At 72.1% G+C, this 17,150-nt stretch carries 15 protein-coding genes; 3 read left to right on the top strand and 12 right to left on the bottom strand.

Annotated features, from left to right (window positions below; genetic code table 11):
• Positions 1 to 73 precede the first annotated feature (73 nt).
• Together ACFQSB_RS36700 and ACFQSB_RS36705 are read right to left on the bottom strand one after the other, a co-directional pair.
• Positions 74 to 1,030, bottom strand: coding sequence for a cyclase family protein (locus ACFQSB_RS36700; RefSeq protein WP_380831671.1), 957 nt, complete (start codon positions 1,028 to 1,030; stop codon positions 74 to 76).
• A gap of 99 nt (positions 1,031 to 1,129) precedes the next feature.
• A complete protein-coding gene (locus ACFQSB_RS36705) occupies positions 1,130 to 2,113 on the bottom strand; it encodes an AraC family transcriptional regulator (protein WP_380831673.1) in 984 nt (327 codons plus the stop codon).
• A 170-nt stretch (positions 2,114 to 2,283) separates the two neighbouring features.
• Between ACFQSB_RS36705 and ACFQSB_RS36710 the strand changes: the two genes are divergently transcribed.
• Together ACFQSB_RS36710 and ACFQSB_RS36715 are read left to right on the top strand one after the other, a co-directional pair.
• Positions 2,284 to 3,258, top strand: a complete 975-nt coding sequence (locus tag ACFQSB_RS36710) for an NADP-dependent oxidoreductase (protein ID WP_380831675.1) — start codon at positions 2,284 to 2,286, stop codon at positions 3,256 to 3,258.
• A gap of 14 nt (positions 3,259 to 3,272) precedes the next feature.
• Positions 3,273 to 3,983: a GNAT family N-acetyltransferase gene (locus ACFQSB_RS36715; RefSeq protein WP_380831677.1), complete on the top strand. Its 711-nt coding sequence runs from the start codon at positions 3,273 to 3,275 to the stop codon at positions 3,981 to 3,983.
• On the opposite strand, the gene ACFQSB_RS36720 is transcribed toward ACFQSB_RS36715, so the two are convergent.
• From ACFQSB_RS36720 to ACFQSB_RS36745, 6 genes are all read right to left on the bottom strand, one after another.
• Entirely contained in the window at positions 3,881 to 5,644 is a 1,764-nt protein-coding gene (locus tag ACFQSB_RS36720; protein ID WP_380831679.1) for a pectin acetylesterase-family hydrolase, read from the bottom strand. The two genes, ACFQSB_RS36715 and ACFQSB_RS36720, sit on opposite strands and share 103 nt — an antisense overlap.
• Complete coding sequence (locus tag ACFQSB_RS36725) at positions 5,641 to 7,224, bottom strand: hypothetical protein (protein ID WP_380831681.1); 1,584 nt, start codon at positions 7,222 to 7,224, stop codon at positions 5,641 to 5,643. Before ACFQSB_RS36725 ends, ACFQSB_RS36720 begins: the two co-directional genes overlap by 4 nt.
• Positions 7,221 to 8,075, bottom strand: a complete 855-nt coding sequence (locus ACFQSB_RS36730) for an ABC transporter ATP-binding protein (RefSeq protein WP_380831682.1) — start codon at positions 8,073 to 8,075, stop codon at positions 7,221 to 7,223. The genes ACFQSB_RS36725 and ACFQSB_RS36730 overlap by 4 nt, the downstream gene beginning before the upstream one ends.
• A complete protein-coding gene (locus ACFQSB_RS36735) occupies positions 8,072 to 8,938 on the bottom strand; it encodes an anti-sigma factor family protein (protein ID WP_380831684.1) in 867 nt (288 codons plus the stop codon). Before ACFQSB_RS36735 ends, ACFQSB_RS36730 begins: the two co-directional genes overlap by 4 nt.
• A gap of 19 nt (positions 8,939 to 8,957) precedes the next feature.
• Positions 8,958 to 9,503, bottom strand: a complete 546-nt coding sequence (locus ACFQSB_RS36740) for an RNA polymerase sigma factor (protein ID WP_380831685.1) — start codon at positions 9,501 to 9,503, stop codon at positions 8,958 to 8,960.
• A gap of 202 nt (positions 9,504 to 9,705) precedes the next feature.
• Entirely contained in the window at positions 9,706 to 10,671 is a 966-nt protein-coding gene (locus ACFQSB_RS36745; protein ID WP_380831686.1) for a ketopantoate reductase family protein, read from the bottom strand.
• Positions 10,672 to 10,762: 91 nt separating this feature from the next.
• Here ACFQSB_RS36745 and ACFQSB_RS36750 point away from each other — a divergent pair, with 91 nt between their 5' ends.
• Complete coding sequence (locus tag ACFQSB_RS36750) at positions 10,763 to 11,332, top strand: TetR/AcrR family transcriptional regulator (RefSeq protein ID WP_380831688.1); 570 nt, start codon at positions 10,763 to 10,765, stop codon at positions 11,330 to 11,332.
• 84 nt (positions 11,333 to 11,416) lie between these two features.
• Here the strand turns inward: ACFQSB_RS36750 and ACFQSB_RS36755 are convergent, their stop codons facing one another.
• The 4 genes from ACFQSB_RS36755 to ACFQSB_RS36770 form a co-directional block, all read right to left on the bottom strand.
• Positions 11,417 to 14,122 carry an ATP-binding protein gene (locus tag ACFQSB_RS36755; protein WP_380831690.1) on the bottom strand — a complete coding sequence of 902 codons (2,706 nt, stop codon included), beginning with the start codon at positions 14,120 to 14,122 and terminating at the stop codon, positions 11,417 to 11,419.
• Positions 14,123 to 14,197: 75 nt separating this feature from the next.
• Positions 14,198 to 14,323 carry a hypothetical protein gene (locus tag ACFQSB_RS36760; RefSeq protein ID WP_380831692.1) on the bottom strand — a complete coding sequence of 42 codons (126 nt, stop codon included), beginning with the start codon at positions 14,321 to 14,323 and terminating at the stop codon, positions 14,198 to 14,200.
• Positions 14,324 to 14,332: 9 nt separating this feature from the next.
• The gene (locus ACFQSB_RS36765) at positions 14,333 to 16,138 is read right to left on the bottom strand and encodes a hypothetical protein (protein ID WP_380831694.1); all 1,806 of its coding nucleotides are present in this window, start codon (positions 16,136 to 16,138) and stop codon (positions 14,333 to 14,335) included.
• Between the two features lie 4 nt (positions 16,139 to 16,142).
• Positions 16,143 to 17,135 (bottom strand): hypothetical protein, encoded by a 993-nt coding sequence (locus ACFQSB_RS36770; protein WP_380831696.1) that lies wholly within the window; start codon positions 17,133 to 17,135, stop codon positions 16,143 to 16,145.
• Positions 17,136 to 17,150: the final 15 nt, after the last annotated feature.

A 17,150-nucleotide genomic window follows, 5' to 3' on the forward strand; every position in this document is an offset into this window, starting at 1 on the left:
GACCACCGGCTTCGCGCGTAGCCGGCCGCGCCGATCGGATGTGCCGCACAGGTCCGGTCGGCGCGGGCCGCGGTCAGAATGTGGCGATCGGGTTGACCGGGCTGCCGGACGTACCGGCGAAGCGGACCGGCGCGACCGCGAGGTGGAAGTCCCACTGGCCGAGGTCGGCGGCCGTCGTCGCGCACGCCTCCAGGTCACAGTTGTCGAGCATCCACAGACCCATGGCGACCAGGCTCACGGCGTGGACCGGCATCAACACCTCTTCGTACCCCGACGGCTGCACGTCCTGAGGGGTGTCGGCGCCGATCAGCGCGACCTGCCGTTCATGCAGCCACGGCAGGCAGGACGCGTGCCAGCCGGCCTGCGTGAAACCGCCGGCCGCACCGGTCTCGTGCCGGACGCGGCCATGGCCGGTCCGCAGCAGTACCGCATCGCCGGCCTGCACCCGCACACCCTGGCGGCGCTCGGCCTCCTCGAGATCGTCGGGGAACACGCCCTGCCCCGGTTCCAGCCACGGCACATCCCGCGCGCTCGCGATGTCCAGCAGGACACCACGCGTGATGATCCCGTTCGCCGCCGCCGTGACGGACGCCCACGACGATCCCGTCGCGGCGTCGACCAGCGAGTGCGGCCGCCCGTTGTACATCGTGCCGTCCCAGTAGATGTGGCACGGCGAGTCGAGGTGGGTGAGGGTGTTGCCGTGGAAGGTGATGCCGAGACGCTCGGTCGAAAAGCCCCAGCGCCGGTCGTTGCGGAACCCGGGCGCCGGCATGTTCTCGGCGCCCGGCATGTCGGCGGCGCACGGGCACGTGGTCGTCGACCGCTCCATCTCCTCCGGCACGGCGACCTCCCACGCGCACGAGACGCTCCTGCCGTGGCGCACGGCCCGCGCCGCCGCCAGCCGGACGTCGTCGGTGATGTGGTTCAGAGTGCCGAGCTCGTCGTCCTCACCCCACCGTCCCCAGTTCGACAGCGTGTCGAAGTAGCCGACCACGTCGTCCTGTGTGGGCATCGGTCGCTCTGCCGTCATCCCAGCATCGGCTCCTCCGGTCAGGCGGTTCGAGACACCGAAGGCAGCGCGTCCCGCCCTCTCCTCTGACATGCCAAGGTCCGCTGAGCCGGCATGCTACTAGATCATCATGTCGGTCGCGTCCAGGTTCGGCCGGTCGGACGAGCGGCTGTCGCGCCGGTAGCGTCCGGGCGCGAGGCCGAATTCGCGTTTGAACGCGTTGGCGAAGGCGAACTCCGAGCCGTATCCCACCTGTTCCGCCACGACGCTCAGCGGAGCGTCGGAGTCGCGCAGCAGCCGCATCGCGGTCGTCAACCGCCACCAGGTCAGGTAAGCCAGCGGTGGCCGCCCCACGAGCGCTGTGAAACGACGGGAGAAGGCGGCGCGCGACAGTCCCGCGTGTGCGCCCAGGCCGGCGACGCTCCAAGGGTGCGCGGGATCGCGGTGGATTGCCTCAAGGGCGGTGCTGATGGCCGGGTCGGCGAGCGCGGCCGCCCATCCGGTGGCCCCGCCGCCCACCGGTTGGTCGGCGAGCCATGCCCGCAGGATGTAGAGCAACAGCGTGTCCAGCAGAGCGGGCACGAGGGCGCCGGTGCCCGGCTGGGGTTCTTCGAGTTCCGCGCGGAGCAGATCGACCGCGGCGCGCAGCCGGGGATGGCGCCCGGGCCGTGCGGGCAGGTGCAGCAGCGGAGGCAGATCGTTCAGCAGCGGGTGAGCGCGAGCGGCGTCGAGTTGGTAGGCCCCGCACAACGTCACCGTGACCGGGAAGCCGGCGCGCGCCCGGCCGGCCGGTGCGGCGGCATATCTGCGTTCGAACCTGACGTCCTCCTGCGGATCACAGACGTGGTCGGCCACGGGCGTGGACGGAGCGTCGGCCAGGCCGTGCCGGCTCTCATGCGGAAGGAACACCACGTCGCCGACGGCCAGCGGGAAGGGGGCACCGTCTTCCGGGATGAACCAGCAGGGGCCGCGCAAGACGATCTGAAATCCCGCCGCTCCCGGCACCGTCCGGAACCACTGCCCCCACGGCACCGGCCATTCGACCAGGGCAGATCGCGGCTCACCGGTGCGCATCACGGCGATCACATCGCTCAGCACATCCATCCCCGGAGCCTAGCGACGCTTCTCACCGCGAAGACGCTCTCTTAAGAATTCGAGATGAACGCGCATTGTCCGTCTCAGGCATCGGTCCTACGGTCGAATCACTCAAAGATCAGCAAGGAGCGGTACCCGTGCGGAGCGAGGGCCTGGTGCCGCTGCAGACAGGAAAACTCATGACAGCAGAACCCGTATCGGACCGGCCCGTTAAGAGTCCGGGCGCGTCGATGATGGCGGCGCGCGTCCACGCCTTCGGCGGGCCCGACGTGATCCGCCATGAGCAGGTACCCCGCCCGTACCCTGGACCGGGGGAGGTGCTGGTGCGTGTGGCCGCCGCCGGGTTCAACCTCTCGGACGTCGGCTTCCGTGCCGGCATGATGCAGGACTTCGTCCCGCATGACCTGCCGTTCACCCTCGGCTCCGAAGCCGCCGGGACGGTCGTCCGGACCGGAGACGGCGTCGAACACTTCAAGATCGGCGACCACGTCGTCGGCCGTCTCGACGAAGGCGGCGCGGCGGCCGACTACCTCACCGCCACCGCTGCCCGGCTGGTACGCGCTCCTTCCACGCTTCCGATCGCCCATGCCGCGGCGATCCCGGTCGCCGGCCTCACCGCCTGGCAGGGACTGTTCGAACACGCCCGCGTCGAACCAGGCACCCGGATCCTCATCAACGGGGCGGGCGGCGGCGTCGGCATGTTCGCCGCCCAACTGGCCCGCCATGCCGGCGCGCACGTCATCGCCACCGCCGGCCCCCGCAGCGCCGAACGAGTCCGCGCCTACGGCGCCGAGCAGATCATCGACTACACACGGGTCCCGCCGCATCAGGCGCTGGACCGCCCGGTGGATCTGGTGTTCAACCTCGTCCCGATACCGCCCGACGCCGCGGAGGCGCTGTGCCGTGCCGTCCGTCCCGGCGGTTCGATCGTCTCGATCACGATCCCGGTGGAACCCCCGGCCGGAACCGGCGTGACGGCCACGCACTTCGTCGCCCGCAACGACCCCGCCCAGCTCGCCGAACTCATCACCCTCATCGACAGCGGCATGGTGCGCGTGGACATCACGGCAGCCCGCCCGCTCACCGAACTCCCGGCACTGCACCGCGACGCCGAAGCCGGCCACACAAGCGGCAAGACCATCCTCATCCCCTGAAGAAGAGCGCTCTGATGCCCACCACCTTCACCCGCTCGGCCACCCCGAGCCTCGGCCGCCCCGAGCCTCGGCCGCCCCGAGCCTTCGCCGCCACGCATACGCGGTCGGTGCTGCCGTCCTGGCGACGGCCCAGGCCGTGGGCTGCTGCCGCAGCCTGGGCGTGGAACTTCACGTTGACCCCGGCGACGGACGCCCGGCCCGGGTCGTCGGCCCGCCTCATCCACCTCAACCGGTCGGCGCGTCTGCTCGTCCCGGCGAGAGTCGACAACGGTTCGGCTCGGCCCATCCTCGCGGGCATCATGGTCACCGTGCCAGAACTCGTCGATCCGACCGGCAGGTTTATGACATCGTTCGTGGCCGCGCTGGCGGAGTTCCGCGCCGACCCCGATCATCCGGTTCCCTGGTTCGTCGATGACGTCGACCCGCGGGCTCTGGTCGACTCGGCGGCCTTCGAGGCGTACACCGCGCGCGTGCTCGGGGAGCGGAACCCATCGGGCGTACGGCCCGGATTCGTGCCGATGACCACCTTGTGGTGGGCCGACGGCGAGCACTTCCTGGGCGGATTGGCCATCCGCCACAGACTCACCCCGGCACTGGAGAAGCTCGGCGGTCACATCGGCTATCACTGGTTGCATTTGTCGCAGTGGACGTCGCTGGGCCGTTTGCCGGTTGTGAGCTGTCTGAGCCAGTCGATCAAGCGGACGTCGTGGACCTTGAGGTCGTAGAACCTGTCGAACTCGAAGAGTCCGTGACGCGCGCCGGGTGCCGTGTAGCTGTGCAGGGTCACCCCGGCGGTCTCGATCGCGCTCTCGTTGGCGTCGATGACGGCCAGGAGGTTCGGTGGGTTCCCGGGCATCCATGTGGTCACCTCCATCGCGGCGGCGGGGTCGAAGGCGTAGTCGAAGCGGGACAGGACGAGTTCAGGAGCATGATGGGCGGCTTGGATCCAGAACCGGGGGATGCCCCAGTTACGGACGGTGAGCCCGCCGACCGCCCAGGCGGGCACGGCGTCATAGGCACCCCACGCTTTGCCGAGGACCTTGGCGTTGAAGTCGGGATTGTCAGGCCAGGCGCCGGACTGTGCACCGAACACGGTGACCTTGGCGTGCGGGAGCCGGTCGGCGACCAGACCGCCGTAGAGGGGAGCGGCGATCGACCCTGCGGTCTTGCCCATGACGACGACCTGGGCGGCGCTCGGATAGCGCGTGGCGAGGTAGTCGAGCGCCGCGGTGCCGTTGACATAGCCGCGGTGCTGGACGGTCAGCGTCGGTGCGTACTCCTGGGCGACGTTGCCGAGGTGCGCGTCGCCGGTGCAGGAACTCAGGTAGATGATCGAGTATCCGGCGAACGGGTTGTCGGCCTGGGTCAGGTCGAAGAAGCCGGACTTCTGGTCGTACGGTCTCTCGCCGCCCTGGTCGTTCCAGTCGTAGAAGTCGTTCTCGCCCGCCTTGCCGGTGCTGGTGAAGGCGCACATCTCGGCGTCCCAGCAAACGCCTCCGCCATTGAGGAACAGCACGACCCTGGTCGGATCGGCCTGCCGTTCCCAGAAGGAGAATCCGCCACCGTCGGCACACTGGCACTCGCCTCCCGGCACGATCTTTCTCCACGCATGCGTTGCGGTGCCGATGCCCCCCGACGGCGTCGCGGTGCGCTGTGCACTGTCGCTGCGGAAGGCGAACGCCGTACCCGCTCCCAGCAGCGACACCAAACCGGCGATGATGGGCAGCCGCCATCCGCGCGGAACCCGCCGCCGTTCCCGCTCGTGGCCGGCCCACAGGAACGCCACGAGCACGCTCGCGAGAACGGCAGCCCAGCGGTAGTGCGACACGGTCCAGTACGGGTCGGTGGGCGTGAGGATCAGGGCCACCGGGTGTGGCAGGAACCAGGCGACGGCTGCGAGTAGCAGCACGGCCGGCGCCGCGATGACGCCCGTGTTCCCGTCGGCGGTGCGCCGCTGTGCGATGGCGGCCAGGGCCAGGGCGGCGGCCAGCAGGGTCGCCGCCTCCAGCGTCAACGCGCCGACGGGCAGGTGCGCGGTGGCCGCGTGGTGGCCGGTCGTCTTCGCCAGGCCGAGACCGAGCAGCCACCACAGCGCGACGACCGGCACGGCCAGCGTGACCCGAACCAGGTTGCGAGCCAGACGTGAAGTAGGCACCGTGGGGATGCTGCGGGTCGCGGGGTCGTCGAGGAGGAACGCCGCGCCGAGCGCGACGCAGACCGCCGCGATGCGGGCCAGATTGGTCAGGTGGGTACCGGTCAGCCTTGCGGTCAGCGCCTCGGGTACCAGCAGGATGGCCGGTCCCAGGGCCGCGCCGGCCAGCATCGGCCGCCACATGATGGCGTGCGCGGTGGACCGCAGCAGCGGCAATAGGGTCCTGGTGTTCATCGGCAGGCCGTGCTCGTGGCCGGGGCAGGTACGCCGAGGATCTGCGCGGCCTGCGCGGCGGTTGTGCCGGGCGCGGTCAGCGTGGCCCAGGACTGCTGGACGCGGGCGGCGATGTCGGCTCGCGGGCGGGCCAGCGCCTGCGTCGCCACAGTGAGTTCGGGCGCCGGTACGTAGACGGTGGGGAACAGCTGCGTCTCGTAGAACGAGACGCCACCCCGTTCACCGCGCGCCTCCTCGGCAAGCAGGCGCAGCCCGGTGCCGGCCTGTGTGCCGGCCTGCCCGGCGAGCCACACGACCAGCACGCCCGCGCCGCCGCAGGCGGTGGCGCCGTCGCGCGCCTCGCCGGGCTCGCCGGGCTCGTCGGCGACCAGCCGGTAGGCGACCTGCGCGGCGAGGTCGGCGGCGGCGCGGCTGTCACCCCATTGGGTGCCGATGCCGACCGCCCTGGGGGTGCCGGCGGCGGCGTCGTCCGCCCGCCACGCGGCGAGCAGCTGCTCCGGCGTGGTCCCGCGGTCGAAGGCCAGGACCACGATGCGTTGCCGGACGGTGAGCTGCGTGGACCGGGCCGTGGCGGGTACCCGGGCCACGACAGCCTGCACGACCGTGTTCCACGCGGGGATCCAGCGGCTGAATCCCGCCAAGGCGCAGTAGGTGACGTGGCCGAGGTCCCGGCAGGTCTCGTGCTGGGACGGGTGGTTCATGACCGCGGTCCGGGCCGCGGCGACGGCGCGATCCGGCGGGGACAGCTGTGCCGTACCGCCCGCCACCGCGCAGACCAGCGCCACCGCCGCGGCCACGGCCACCCGGACGCCACGAGCACCGGCGCCCAGCACGGCGGCGGTGGCCAGCAGCCCGGCCAGGCCGAGGAGGTAGCCGAGGTGGGCCGCGGCCGGGCGGGCCATCAGGGATACCGGCGTGGGCATCTCGAGGGCCGCCCCGCCCTGCGGTGTCAGCCACAGGGTCTTTCCGCCGCCGTTGGTGAGCGGCTCGAGTGCGACGAGACCGGCGAGCAGGACGAGCAGCGCCAGGGGTGCTACGACCGCCGAGCGGGTGAGCCGGCCCAGCAGCACGCCGAGCGCGCCGAGCAGCAGGACGGTGGCCGGCCCGATCGCGAGCTCGTACGGGTTCGGGTGGCCCGCAGCCGGAGCGCAGACCGCGAGGACCGCCATGCGGGCGAGGATCAGGACGGCGCCGACCACGGCCGGCGGGAGTATGGCGAGCAGGTGCGCGAGGGTACGCCCGTGATCTGGGAGGATGAGTACCTGGCTCAGGCCCGTGGTGCCGTCGCGGTGCGTCCGCAGCACGGCGAGGTTGCCGACGATCAGTGCGGCGCCGCCGAGCAGCATCATCATGCCCATCGCGCTGTCGCGGTCGAGTTGCTGCAGCACGGGGTAGCGGGTGGTCCCGATCGCGAACCAGGCGGCCACCCAGCTGCCGGCCAGCAAGAGGGTCGCGGCGACCGTCATCGGGTGCCGGAGCATCCGTACCGTCTCCACCCGGGCCAGGGCCAGGACGGCCCGGCGCGGCGCGGCGGCGTCGACCGCCGGTGTGCCGGATGCTTCGGCCGGCACCGCGGTCATGCCGCACGCCCCGCGAGGCTCGCGGCGTCGATCAACATCAGGTACCCGTCCTCGATGCTCGGATCGACCAGCCGCGCGTCGGACGGCGGGTTGCCGATGTTGTGGTAGTCACCGTTGCCGGTGCGCCACGCGGCGAGCGCGCCATCCGCGCGGGCCGGGCTGGTCCACACCCGGCCGCGCGCCACGCCGGCCAGCGCCACCGGCTCGCCCTCGAACCGGATCCGGCCCTGGTTCAAGACGATGACGCGCTGGCATACGGTGGCCACGTCCTCGGTCTGGTGGGTGGACAGCAGAACGGTGCGACCTTCGCCGATATGCGCGATGAGCTCGCGGAACCGCAGCCGCTGCTCGGGATCCAGGCCGACGGTGGGTTCGTCGAGGATCACCAGTGCCGGGTCGTCGAGCAGCGCCGCGGCCAACCCGACGCGCTGGCGCATACCCCCGGACAAGGCCTTGATCTTCTTGCCGCGCTGGTCGTCCAGGCCGACCGCGTGCAGCACCCGGCGTACTTCGTCGTGCCGGCCGTCCACGATCTCCTTGAGGATCGCGATGTAGTCGACGAACTCGAACGCGGTGAAGTGCTGGTGGAAGCCGGGGTTCTGCGGCAGGTACCCGAGACGCCGCCGGACCGCCAGCCGCCCGGCGGCGCCGCGCGGATCCACGCCAAGGATGCGCAACCGCCCGGCATCTGCCGGGATGGCGGTGGCGAGGATGCGCAGCAGCGTGGTCTTGCCCGCGCCGTTCGGCCCGAGCAGCCCGGTGACCCCGTCGTGCAGCGCGAACGACACCTCTTCCAGGGCTGTCGTGCGCCCGAACCGCAGCGACACTCCTTCGGCCCGCACCGTCGTCACATCGTCCTCCTCGTGCCCGGGTCGGCGACGCGCCCCAGATGGTGGGTGGTATCGAAGGCGGCGCGGACCTTCCACAGGGCCATCGCCGCCGCGGCGGCACCGGCCGCGAGCCCGGCCTGGCCGGGCGCGGTGAACAGGACAGACTCGCCGGTAGTGCGTTGCACGGTGGCCCCCAGCAGCGCCAGCCAACCGAACCCCACGGCGAGGGGCGCCGCGACCGGGCCGAACCGAGGCATCAGGGCCAGGCTCAGCAAGGTCAACGCCAGCGACGGGGCGAGCCAGCCGAGGACCACCGCGCCGTACGCCGGCACCGCGATGCTGGCCACGCCGGTCAGCGCCGTGGTCGTGGACAGCACCGCCGCGCAGCGCAGCAACAGCAGGCGGAAGGTGTGCAAGGGCGCGACGACGGCCAGCTCGTAACTGGGGTCGACGCGTGGGCCGAACGAGATCGCCACGCCGATCAGCGGGAGCAGCGGGGCGATCGCGAGCAGCGGGATCGGTACCGTCATCGACCGGCCTAGGTGCGCGGCGCCCGTGGTGACCGCGAGGGCGAAGCCCACCGCGGCGAGCCACGACCTGCGCAGCCCCGGCGTGCAGGCCAGCAGCCGTGCGGTGTGCGCCGCCACGCCCAGCCGCACCAGGAGCGCCTCGACCGGGCCGGGCCGGGGGGCGTCCAGCTCGGCGTCCAGCCGCGCCCAGCCGGCGCGGACCGCGGCCGGGTCGACGTGCTGCGCCAGCCGTTGGCGGCAGCGCGGGCAGGTCCCGAGGTGCGCCTCGGTCGACCACCGCCACGGCGGCCGCGCCGCACCGTCGGCGTATGCCCGCAAGTCGTCGTCCGCGACATGCCAGTCATCGGCACTCATCGCCCACCTCCCGGGGTCGTCATGTCAGGTCCTCGCGCAGTTGCCGCCGCGCCCGCATCGCCCGGGTCTTGACAGTGCCCACCGGGATACCCAGCAGGGCCGCCGTCTCGCGCGTGCTCAGCCCGTCCAACACCGTGGCCTGTACAACCGCGCGCAGCTCCGGGGACAGGCGGGTCAGCGCCCCAGCTAGGTCGCCATGCTCCACGCCCAGCAGCAGTTCCTCCTCCGCCGAGGGCGCGGTACGCCAGCGGCGACCGGCCAGCAGCCGCAGCAGCCTGTCCCGGGCGCGCTGCCCGCGGATCGCGTCGACCAGCCGTCGGAAGCCGATCTGCCACAGCCAGCCGGCGACGTCACCGCCCTCCCGGTACCGGGCAGAACCGCGCCATACCGCCAGGAACGTCTCCTGCACCGCGTCGTCCACCAGGGCGGCGTCCGGGCACCGGTACCGCAGCCGGACCGCCAACCACGGCCCGTAGCGTAGGTACAGCGCCTCGAACGCGGCGCGGTCGCCGGTCGTGGTCGCGGCCAGCAACTCCGCGTCGCTCTGCTCAGGTACGGCGCTCACATCCCGTCATCGAATCGAACCCACCCAACGGTTCACGATTTCGGTACGCAAAATTCCGACCACGGGGTGGCGGGCCCCGAGCCGGGCCGGCGGCGGGTGCGTCCACGGAGGTGGTGTACGACAAGCCCTGGTGGACGGCGTGTCGTGAGGTAGGAGAGGGTCACCGCGGAGATTCCTCTGAGACGCGGCGACATCGGTGAATTCAGATTCGACCCGTCCCCTCACGGGCGAAGTTCGGTTCCGCCGCTTCCAGTCGCGGTGCCGAGATGCCCAACCGTCGTGCTTCGGTCAGGGTGTCCCGGCAGACCTCACGCGGCTCCTCGGCGTCGGGGTCGGAGTGCGCCGCGAAATTGACGCGCACGGGCGCGACATGAGCAGTCAGCCAGGCGAGCGCGGGGGCCGTCAGCCAGGTGGGCGCCCGGAACAGCAGCACACCGCCCCGGTGACGCCGCAGGTCAAGGCCACGCGCCTCGAGGAGCGGCAGAAGCTCGCGGACCGCCAGCAGCGCCTGGCGTAGGTCGCCCGTTGCCCCGGCCAGCTTGGACAGGGAACCGAGTCGCAGGCCCTGCGAGTGCAGACCGGCATTCGCCGCGAAATGGACCCACAGCCAGCCGCGGAAGTCGGGCCGCTCCTTGAGCCGGAGCCCGGCCTCGCGGAACGCCTGGCGCACGGCCTGTTCCCGGTCGGTCGGGGGCTGGCCGAGGGTGCCGAAGATGACCGACGGCAGCAGCGCCCCACGGAGCACGCCGTCCGCGCCGAAACCGCCACCGGCTTGGGGAAAGCCCCAGGCGATCTGGTCGACAGGGAGTGCGCCGATCGCGGCCCGCGGCTCGGTCCAGATGTTGCCGAAGACCAGCACCGTGGCCTGTCCGACGCGCGGGGACAGGAAGGCCGTCGCCTCCGCGAGGCGGTGGTGCGGCACGCTGAGCACGATCAGGTCGAAGTCGTGGTCCGGCTCCAGCGCCTCGCGGTAGCGCACCGGCCACGTCTCGACGACGCGCTGCCACCACACCCGGCGCCGCATATCGATCAGGTCGAGGTCCACTGCGTCCCCGTACGTCGCCGCGCGGCCCGGCCGGACGTAGAACTCGACGTCATGTCCCGCCTGTTGCAGGGCCCAGCCGTAGACAGTGGCGATCACGCCTCGGCCGAACATCAGGATCTTCACACTGCACCTCGTGGGGTACGATCGAATTGGAGGTCATCTCCACTTTCCAAAAATATGGAGGTCATCTCCATTTGTCAACGCGAGGTAGCGCATGACCGCCGACAAGCCGCTGCGGGCCGACGCCCAACGCAACCGCGATGCCCTGGTCGCCAAGGCACGAGAGGTCTTCGACGCCGGCGACTTCTTCGACCTGCGCTTCGATGACTTCGCCCGCCTGGCCGGGGTGGGCACCGGCACGCTGTACCGCCACTTCCCCACCCGGGAGGCACTGGCCGAGGCGGTCTACCACGGGGAAGTCGCCGCGCTGTGCGACCGCGCCCGCCGGCTACAGGCCACGCTGCCCGCGGCGGAGGCTTTGGCGACCTTCCTGCGCGGCATGGTCGACCACATAGATGCCCACGAGGGCCTGGCCCGGACGCTGGCCACGCTCATGGCCGATCGCTCGGGTGCCCTCGCCGAGGGCAGCCGGGCGCTGGAGCAGGCCGTCACCGACATGGTGGCCGCCGCCGTGCGGGACGGCGCCGTTCGCGACGACGTGGACGCCGGTGCCGTGATGATGGCGCTGCACGGCATCGGTGCGGCCCATGACCGCCCCCGTTGGCGGGCCGAGGCCGACGATGTCATCACCCTCGTGCTGGACGGGCTGCGCCGCCCCCTCTGACAAGGTGCGACACGAGGTCGCATGCCGCGAGCGAAGGATCCGGTTTGCAGTACGGCGGCGACGGTACGGTCCGGGTCCTGGGGGTCAGGTGGCCCGGGTTTCGGCGAGCTTGGCCGTCAGCGCGACGCGGGAAGTGACCCCCACCTTGGCGTACACGTTGGTGAGGTGAAATTCGATGGTCTTGACGCTGAGGACGAGTTCGCGGGCGATCTGCCCGTTGGTCAGTCCGCGCACGGCGAGCCGGATCACCGCTTGTTCCTGCGTCGTGAACCCGTAGCGTTCGGCGGGGGCGCCGCTGGGACGCGCGCGCCCGCAGGCGGCCAGTTCCTGATTGCAACGTTCCAGCAGCGGTGCGGCGCACATGCCGGTGAGCGCCGTGTGGGCCGAGGTGAGCTGGTGTGAGGCCGACCTACGGTGCCCGGCCCTGCGCAGGAAGGCGCCGAAGTCCAGGCGTGTCCGGGCCAGCAGGTAGGGGTTCCCGGACGCCTCGGCGTGTCGCAGACCGGATTGGTAGGCCTGGCCCGCCGGGCCGAGGTCGTGGCGGGCGGCCAGCAGGGCGCCGCGGCAGCGTTCCATGGCCGCCAGAACCGAATGCCGCCGCCGCTGCGAGGCGAGCCGGAGCGTGGCGGTGGTGATCGTCTGGGCCCGGTCGTGCTCGCCGACGGCGATCAGGGCGTCGACCAGCAGGTCATGCCAGAGGACGACGCCCGGCTCGTGCACGATGTCGTGGACGTCCAGGTCAAGGAGCGGCGCGCAGGCGGCGATGACGCCGGCGGGATCGCCGCGCGCGCCCGCCAGGGCGGCGCCCGCGGCGGCCGTGTGCGCCAGCGAGGCGATCCCCGACGCACGGCCGAGCCGCTCCCGCGCGATCCGCACGTGGTTCTCCGCCCGCTCCCAGTCACCACGGGCGGCCGGAACCAGGGCGGCCAGGGCATGACAGATCGGAGCCAGCCAGCCCTGCCCCGCGTCGTCCGCGATCGAGGCGGCGGCCTCGGTGTGGACGAGCGCGTCGTCCCACAGGCCTGCCCGGTATTCGGCCTGCCCGAGCAGCGCGGTCGCGAGCAGCCGGAACGGCAGCGATCGCTCACGGGCGGCCGCCACCCGGGACAGGTCGGCGACCGCGCCGTCGAGGTCGTCGGACACGGTGCGCGCCAAGCCCCGTCCGAGGAGCGCGCTGAGCTCGCCGGCGGAGGCCACCGACGAGTCGGGCAGCGCGGCGGTGCGGGCCAGCGCCTCCTCGATGCCGCCGGAGAAGCACAACCCGGTGATCGCGATGGAGACGGTGAGGTCGGGGTCGGTGTCGTGGGGGAGCAGCGCGAGCGCCCGGTCCGCCCAGCGCGCCGCGTCCGCTCCGCGTGCCGTCATCAGCGCCAGCATGGCCAGTTGCTGCGCCGTACGCGCGGACAACTGCGGTTCACAGTCTGGATCGATCTCCTTCCACGCCTGGTCCAGCAGCGCGAGCGCCCCGATCGTGTCCCCCTCGACGGAGGCCACATGGCCCAGAGCGTAGGAGCGAAGCCCTGCGGGGGCGGCGGCCGGGATCGAGGCCGCGAGGTCCTGCGCCTCCTCGATCCGGCCGGCCATCAGCAGTGGCGTCACCGCCTCGGTCGCGAGCAGGGCTTGGTCGCCCGGGTGTTCACTGGATCGGGCGGCGTTGACCAGGTGGGTGGCGGCGCTGGACCAAAGCCCGCGAGCGGCCTGGCCGCGCCCATGGTGGGCGAGATCGCGCGCCAGATCGGCGTCGGGACGGTCGGCGGCCCGCACCCGGTGCGCGAGCCTAAGGTTCTCGTCGCGTACCAGCCCGGCCGCGGCCAGGTGCAAGCGGCGACGGTGGTCGAGCAGGAGGCTCTGGTAGATCGACGCGTGCACCAAGGGATGGGCGAACTCGACGGCGAGGCCGTCGGGGCCGGGCCGATGGGCGAGCAGGCCGGCGGTGCACGCCTGTTCGAGCAGGGGGAGAGGAGCCCTCAGCTCCGCGAGGTCGGCGGCGAGGTGGAGAGGGCACGAGGTGCCGAGTACCGCTGCGGCCTGCACGAGCGACTGCGCCTGCGGGCCGCACTTGGCCAGGCGCCTCAGCACCAGCAGAGCGTAGGACCGCGGCGCGGGCAGCGGCCCTTCCGCGTCGGTCAGCGCCCGCTCCGGAACCTCTTCCAGGAGGGTGCGCACGTGCAGCGGGTTGCCGCTGGTGTGGGCGTGCAGCCGCTGTGCGGCCCTGCGGCCGAGCCGGGGCCCGCCGAGCTGGGCGCTGAACCGCGCCAGTTCCCCTGAATCGAGCCCGGTCAGTGCCGTACGGCCGGCCTGCGGCCCGTCCAGCGCGCGCAGCAGTCCTTCCGGGAGATCGTCCAGGTCACGGGTCACCACGATCGCGAGCACCCGGTCGTGGCGCAGCCGCCGCAGCGCGAACGCGATCGCCTGGAGGGACGGCGGGTCGCCCCACTGCGCGTCGTCGACGACCGCCACCACCGGCGTCCCGTCCTGTGCCTGGCCGAGGGCGGCGAGGAGCGACGCGCCCGCGGCGAACGGATCGGCGAAGTGGTCGGGCAGCACGACGAGCCGGCTCAGCAGACCGTACGGCAGGGCGGTCTCCGCCTCGTCACCGCTCGCGTACAGCACATGCGGCCGTTTCGCGTCGTGGAGGAACCGCCGTACGAGTGCCGTCTTGCCGATGCCGGCCGGGCCCTGGATGAGATGCAGGCGAGGTGTGCCGCCGTCGGCCTGGTGCAGAAGTTCGCCGAGCGTCGCGAGTTCGCGTCGCCGGCCGACGAAGGCGGGGTCAAGGCCTGATGACATGGTCGGCTCACCTGGTGGGGAGGACGTCCGCAGCCTCTAACACGCTGCCGTCCGCGGCCCCGCCGGTCAATAGGTTCACGGCTCCTCGAGCAACCGGAGCAGGTCGAGCCAGCCGTCGAACGCCTGCGTCGCGCCGCCCTCGGGCGTCAGCAGGCCGGACACGTCACCGTCGTGGTAGTAGATGTCGACGACGAACCGCATGTCTCCTCCTCACGGCCGTGGCCCGTTCGGGCCGGTGAGGCCCCCAGTGCCCGCCAGGGGAGTGCCCTGCCGCCACCAGCCGGTGATTCCGGACACGCCGGTCCCACGGTCCGGGGCCGCGGGGCCGTGTGCGGTGAAGGACCCGGCCAGCAGATCGGGACCGATGAACCGGAAGGTGCATGAGCGGATCCACGTGCGGCCGCCGTCGCTGACGACCATCCGCAGCGTGCGGGTCTCCGGTTCCCAGGCGGCCCGCTCGACCTGGACGTGGCGGCCGGGCCATCGCAGGTCCGCCCGGACCTGGCCGGATCCGGCGTCGAGGTCCAGCACCGCCTCCTGGCCGTCGACGACGGTGCGCCATCTGCCTGTGACGTCCCGCACGGTCGGCTGGAAGGGCCGCACGACCGGGTGCGGCGGAAGCACGTCCCATTCGGCCTCGACCCACCTCCGGCCGGGCCGTTTCTCGGGGAGGGGGGTGGGGGGCTTGTACCGTGCGGAGGGCTCGTCCGCCGAGATGGCGGCGTGCGCGGGGGCGCCCCGGTTCGCGTAGGCGTCCTCTTTGGTCGGGCCGTACCGGAGATAGGACGTGACGAACCGCTTCACGTCCCGCTCCTCCCGCCAGTCGATCAGTCTGGCGAAGAAATCGAAGATCGACGGCTCGTCGAACACCGCGACGACCACGACCCAGTCGCCTTCGGCGCGCCTTCTGTCGATCTCGGGCTGGAGCCGCGCCACGGACCGGGCGGCCTTGGCCAGTTCCTCGTTCTGCATGACGCCGATGTTGCGGGACTGCCACGCCCTGCCGACCCCTTCCACGGCGCCGACCGGTCCCCGGGCGCTTTCCGCGATCCCGTCGAGCCCACGCTGACGCGCGTACTCGGCGGGTCGCGAGGCGGGATGCTCCACCGTGACCGTCGGAGACGGGGCGACCGGCTTCTCGGCCGCCGGAGGCTTCCCCGTGGCCGCAGGCTCCCGCGTGGCCGGAGGTTTCTGCGTGGCCGGAGGCTCCTGCGCCAGCGGAGGCTTTTCGGCGGCCGCCCGCTTCTCGGGGGCGGCGGGTTCACTCTGGACCGCGCGGAAGCCCGTCTCCCCGTACGCCTTCAGCCCGGCCGCCCGCTGTCCGCGCCAGGACCGTTTCGCCGGCGGGAGGTACCCCATGGCGACCAGCTTCTCGACGGCGGCCCGGTTGTCGTAGGTGACCACCATCCATTTCCACTTCCGGCCCTCCCCGAGCGGGTAGTGGAGGTCGGCGTAGGCGGCGTACAGGCGGGCCTGCCTGCGGCCGGTTCTCTCGCTCCCCTTCGGCTTGAGTTCCACCATGATCCCCTTTTCCGTGGCCACGCCGTCGGGGATCCTCCTGGTGCCGTCGGGCAGGGTGATGACCATACGGCCGGGGCCCTCGTTGGGCACCACGTCCGCAGGCCAGGTGAGGGCGAAGGTCCGGGCGAGGTCGGCGCGCTCCTTGGAGCCGGGCGGCGCCCAGTTCAGCGTGCCCAGGATGATCTCGCGCGCGTACGAGTGGACGAAGCGTCCCGCCGCCGCCTGGTCCGGTTCTCTCCGGTTGCCCGGCCAGTATCGCGACACCACCTCGTGCCCGCCGGCGTGTTCCTCGCCGAACTCGGCCTTCATGTCCAGCCGGTCCTGCCGGTGCTCCACCGCCGTGAAGACGTCCAGGATGTCGCGCCCGCGGCGGCGTGTCCGCTCGGCGATGGCTTTCAACCGGCGCTTCTCCTCGCGGGCCGAGGAGGGCTCCGACCCCGCCTTGGAGGGCTTCCTCCGCCGCCCCGGCTCGGCCTTGCGATCGTGGGAGGTCACGGGGTCACGACACGGTCAGCGCGTCGGGGTAGGTCGAGGTGGAGTGGTCGGGGTTGGTCAGGACCAGGGCCCGCGGGCCCGGCGCGGCGCTGTTCAGCACGTGGACGGTCAACATCAGCGTCGTGCCGTCCGCCTTCAGTTCCGTCGCGTCGACCCGGACGCCGAGGCCGAGGTCGGCACGGACGCCGCCGGCCAGGCCGCCCGCCGTGGCGGTGACCGTCACACCCGCGGTGCCCGGCGCCTGCGGGCCGGAGGGCGTCACGGACACCGTCTTGATCGTCATGGGGGAGGGCGGGCAGCGCAGCCAGGCGTCGGCGAGCGAGAGGACCAGGCGCCGGCAGGAACGGTTGTCGATCTCGGTGATCGTGCCGTCCTCCGCGACCTCGATCGAGGCGAGCACGACCCACGGATCGGCGGGCGGCGACGGGCACGGGCCGACCGCGGGCGCGGAGGGCGGGAACGGCGGAGGCTCGCCTTGGTGCGAGGCGGGGCAGGTGGTGAGCAGGCCGATCGCGTAACCGTCCCGCCAGCGGGAGTACTCGCACGGGGAGTCGCAGCCGCATCCGGCGGGGTGCACCCGCACCGGCCGCACGGCGAGCTCTTCGTACCGGACGGCCACCCACATGCGTCCGGTCCTCGGCTCCTCCGGAGGGTCGTCGCACCACGGGTCGGGCGTCCCGCCGAAGGCGTCGCCGGGATCCACGCTCACCCCGTCGGATCGCACGTCGACGACCCGCTCGGACGGGATCGACACCTCGTCGCCGTAAGGGGAGAGGAGGTACCCGGGTGTGATCCGGATGTGCCACGGCTCGCCCGTGCGGCACACCAGCGCGCCGCACACGACACCCCAGCCGTGCAGCATGCGGTTGTGGCGGCGCATCCGCTCCAGCAGGTAGCCGTCCCCCTGGTTGAGCTCCGCGTGGGTGACGAGCTGCCGGGGAAAATAACGGGGCCGTTCCATGAGCTCACCGAGCGGGTCGCGGTCGACGTGGTTCACCACAGCACCTTCTCT

The organism is Sphaerisporangium rhizosphaerae (assembly GCF_042665155.1).
GTDB lineage: Bacteria > Actinomycetota > Actinomycetes > Streptosporangiales > Streptosporangiaceae > Sphaerisporangium > Sphaerisporangium rhizosphaerae.

Bases quoted from the DNA above. Each gene is read 5' to 3' on its own strand.
- ACFQSB_RS36760 (WP_380831692.1), bottom strand. From the start codon at position 14,323: ATGCGGTTCGTCGTCGACATCTACTACCACGACGGTGACGTGTCCGGC.
- ACFQSB_RS36705 (WP_380831673.1), bottom strand. From the start codon at position 2,113: ATGGATGTGCTGAGCGATGTGATCGCCGTGATGCGCACCGGTGAGCCG.
- ACFQSB_RS36720 (WP_380831679.1), bottom strand. From the start codon at position 5,644: ATGAACACCAGGACCCTATTGCCGCTGCTGCGGTCCACCGCGCACGCC.
- ACFQSB_RS36700 (WP_380831671.1), bottom strand. From the start codon at position 1,030: ATGACGGCAGAGCGACCGATGCCCACACAGGACGACGTGGTCGGCTAC.
- ACFQSB_RS36710 (WP_380831675.1), top strand. From the start codon at position 2,284: ATGACAGCAGAACCCGTATCGGACCGGCCCGTTAAGAGTCCGGGCGCG.
- ACFQSB_RS36750 (WP_380831688.1), top strand. From the start codon at position 10,763: ATGACCGCCGACAAGCCGCTGCGGGCCGACGCCCAACGCAACCGCGAT.
- ACFQSB_RS36755 (WP_380831690.1), bottom strand. From the start codon at position 14,122: ATGTCATCAGGCCTTGACCCCGCCTTCGTCGGCCGGCGACGCGAACTC.
- ACFQSB_RS36735 (WP_380831684.1), bottom strand. From the start codon at position 8,938: ATGAGTGCCGATGACTGGCATGTCGCGGACGACGACTTGCGGGCATAC.
- ACFQSB_RS36725 (WP_380831681.1), bottom strand. From the start codon at position 7,224: ATGACCGCGGTGCCGGCCGAAGCATCCGGCACACCGGCGGTCGACGCC.
- ACFQSB_RS36715 (WP_380831677.1), top strand. From the start codon at position 3,273: ATGCCCACCACCTTCACCCGCTCGGCCACCCCGAGCCTCGGCCGCCCC.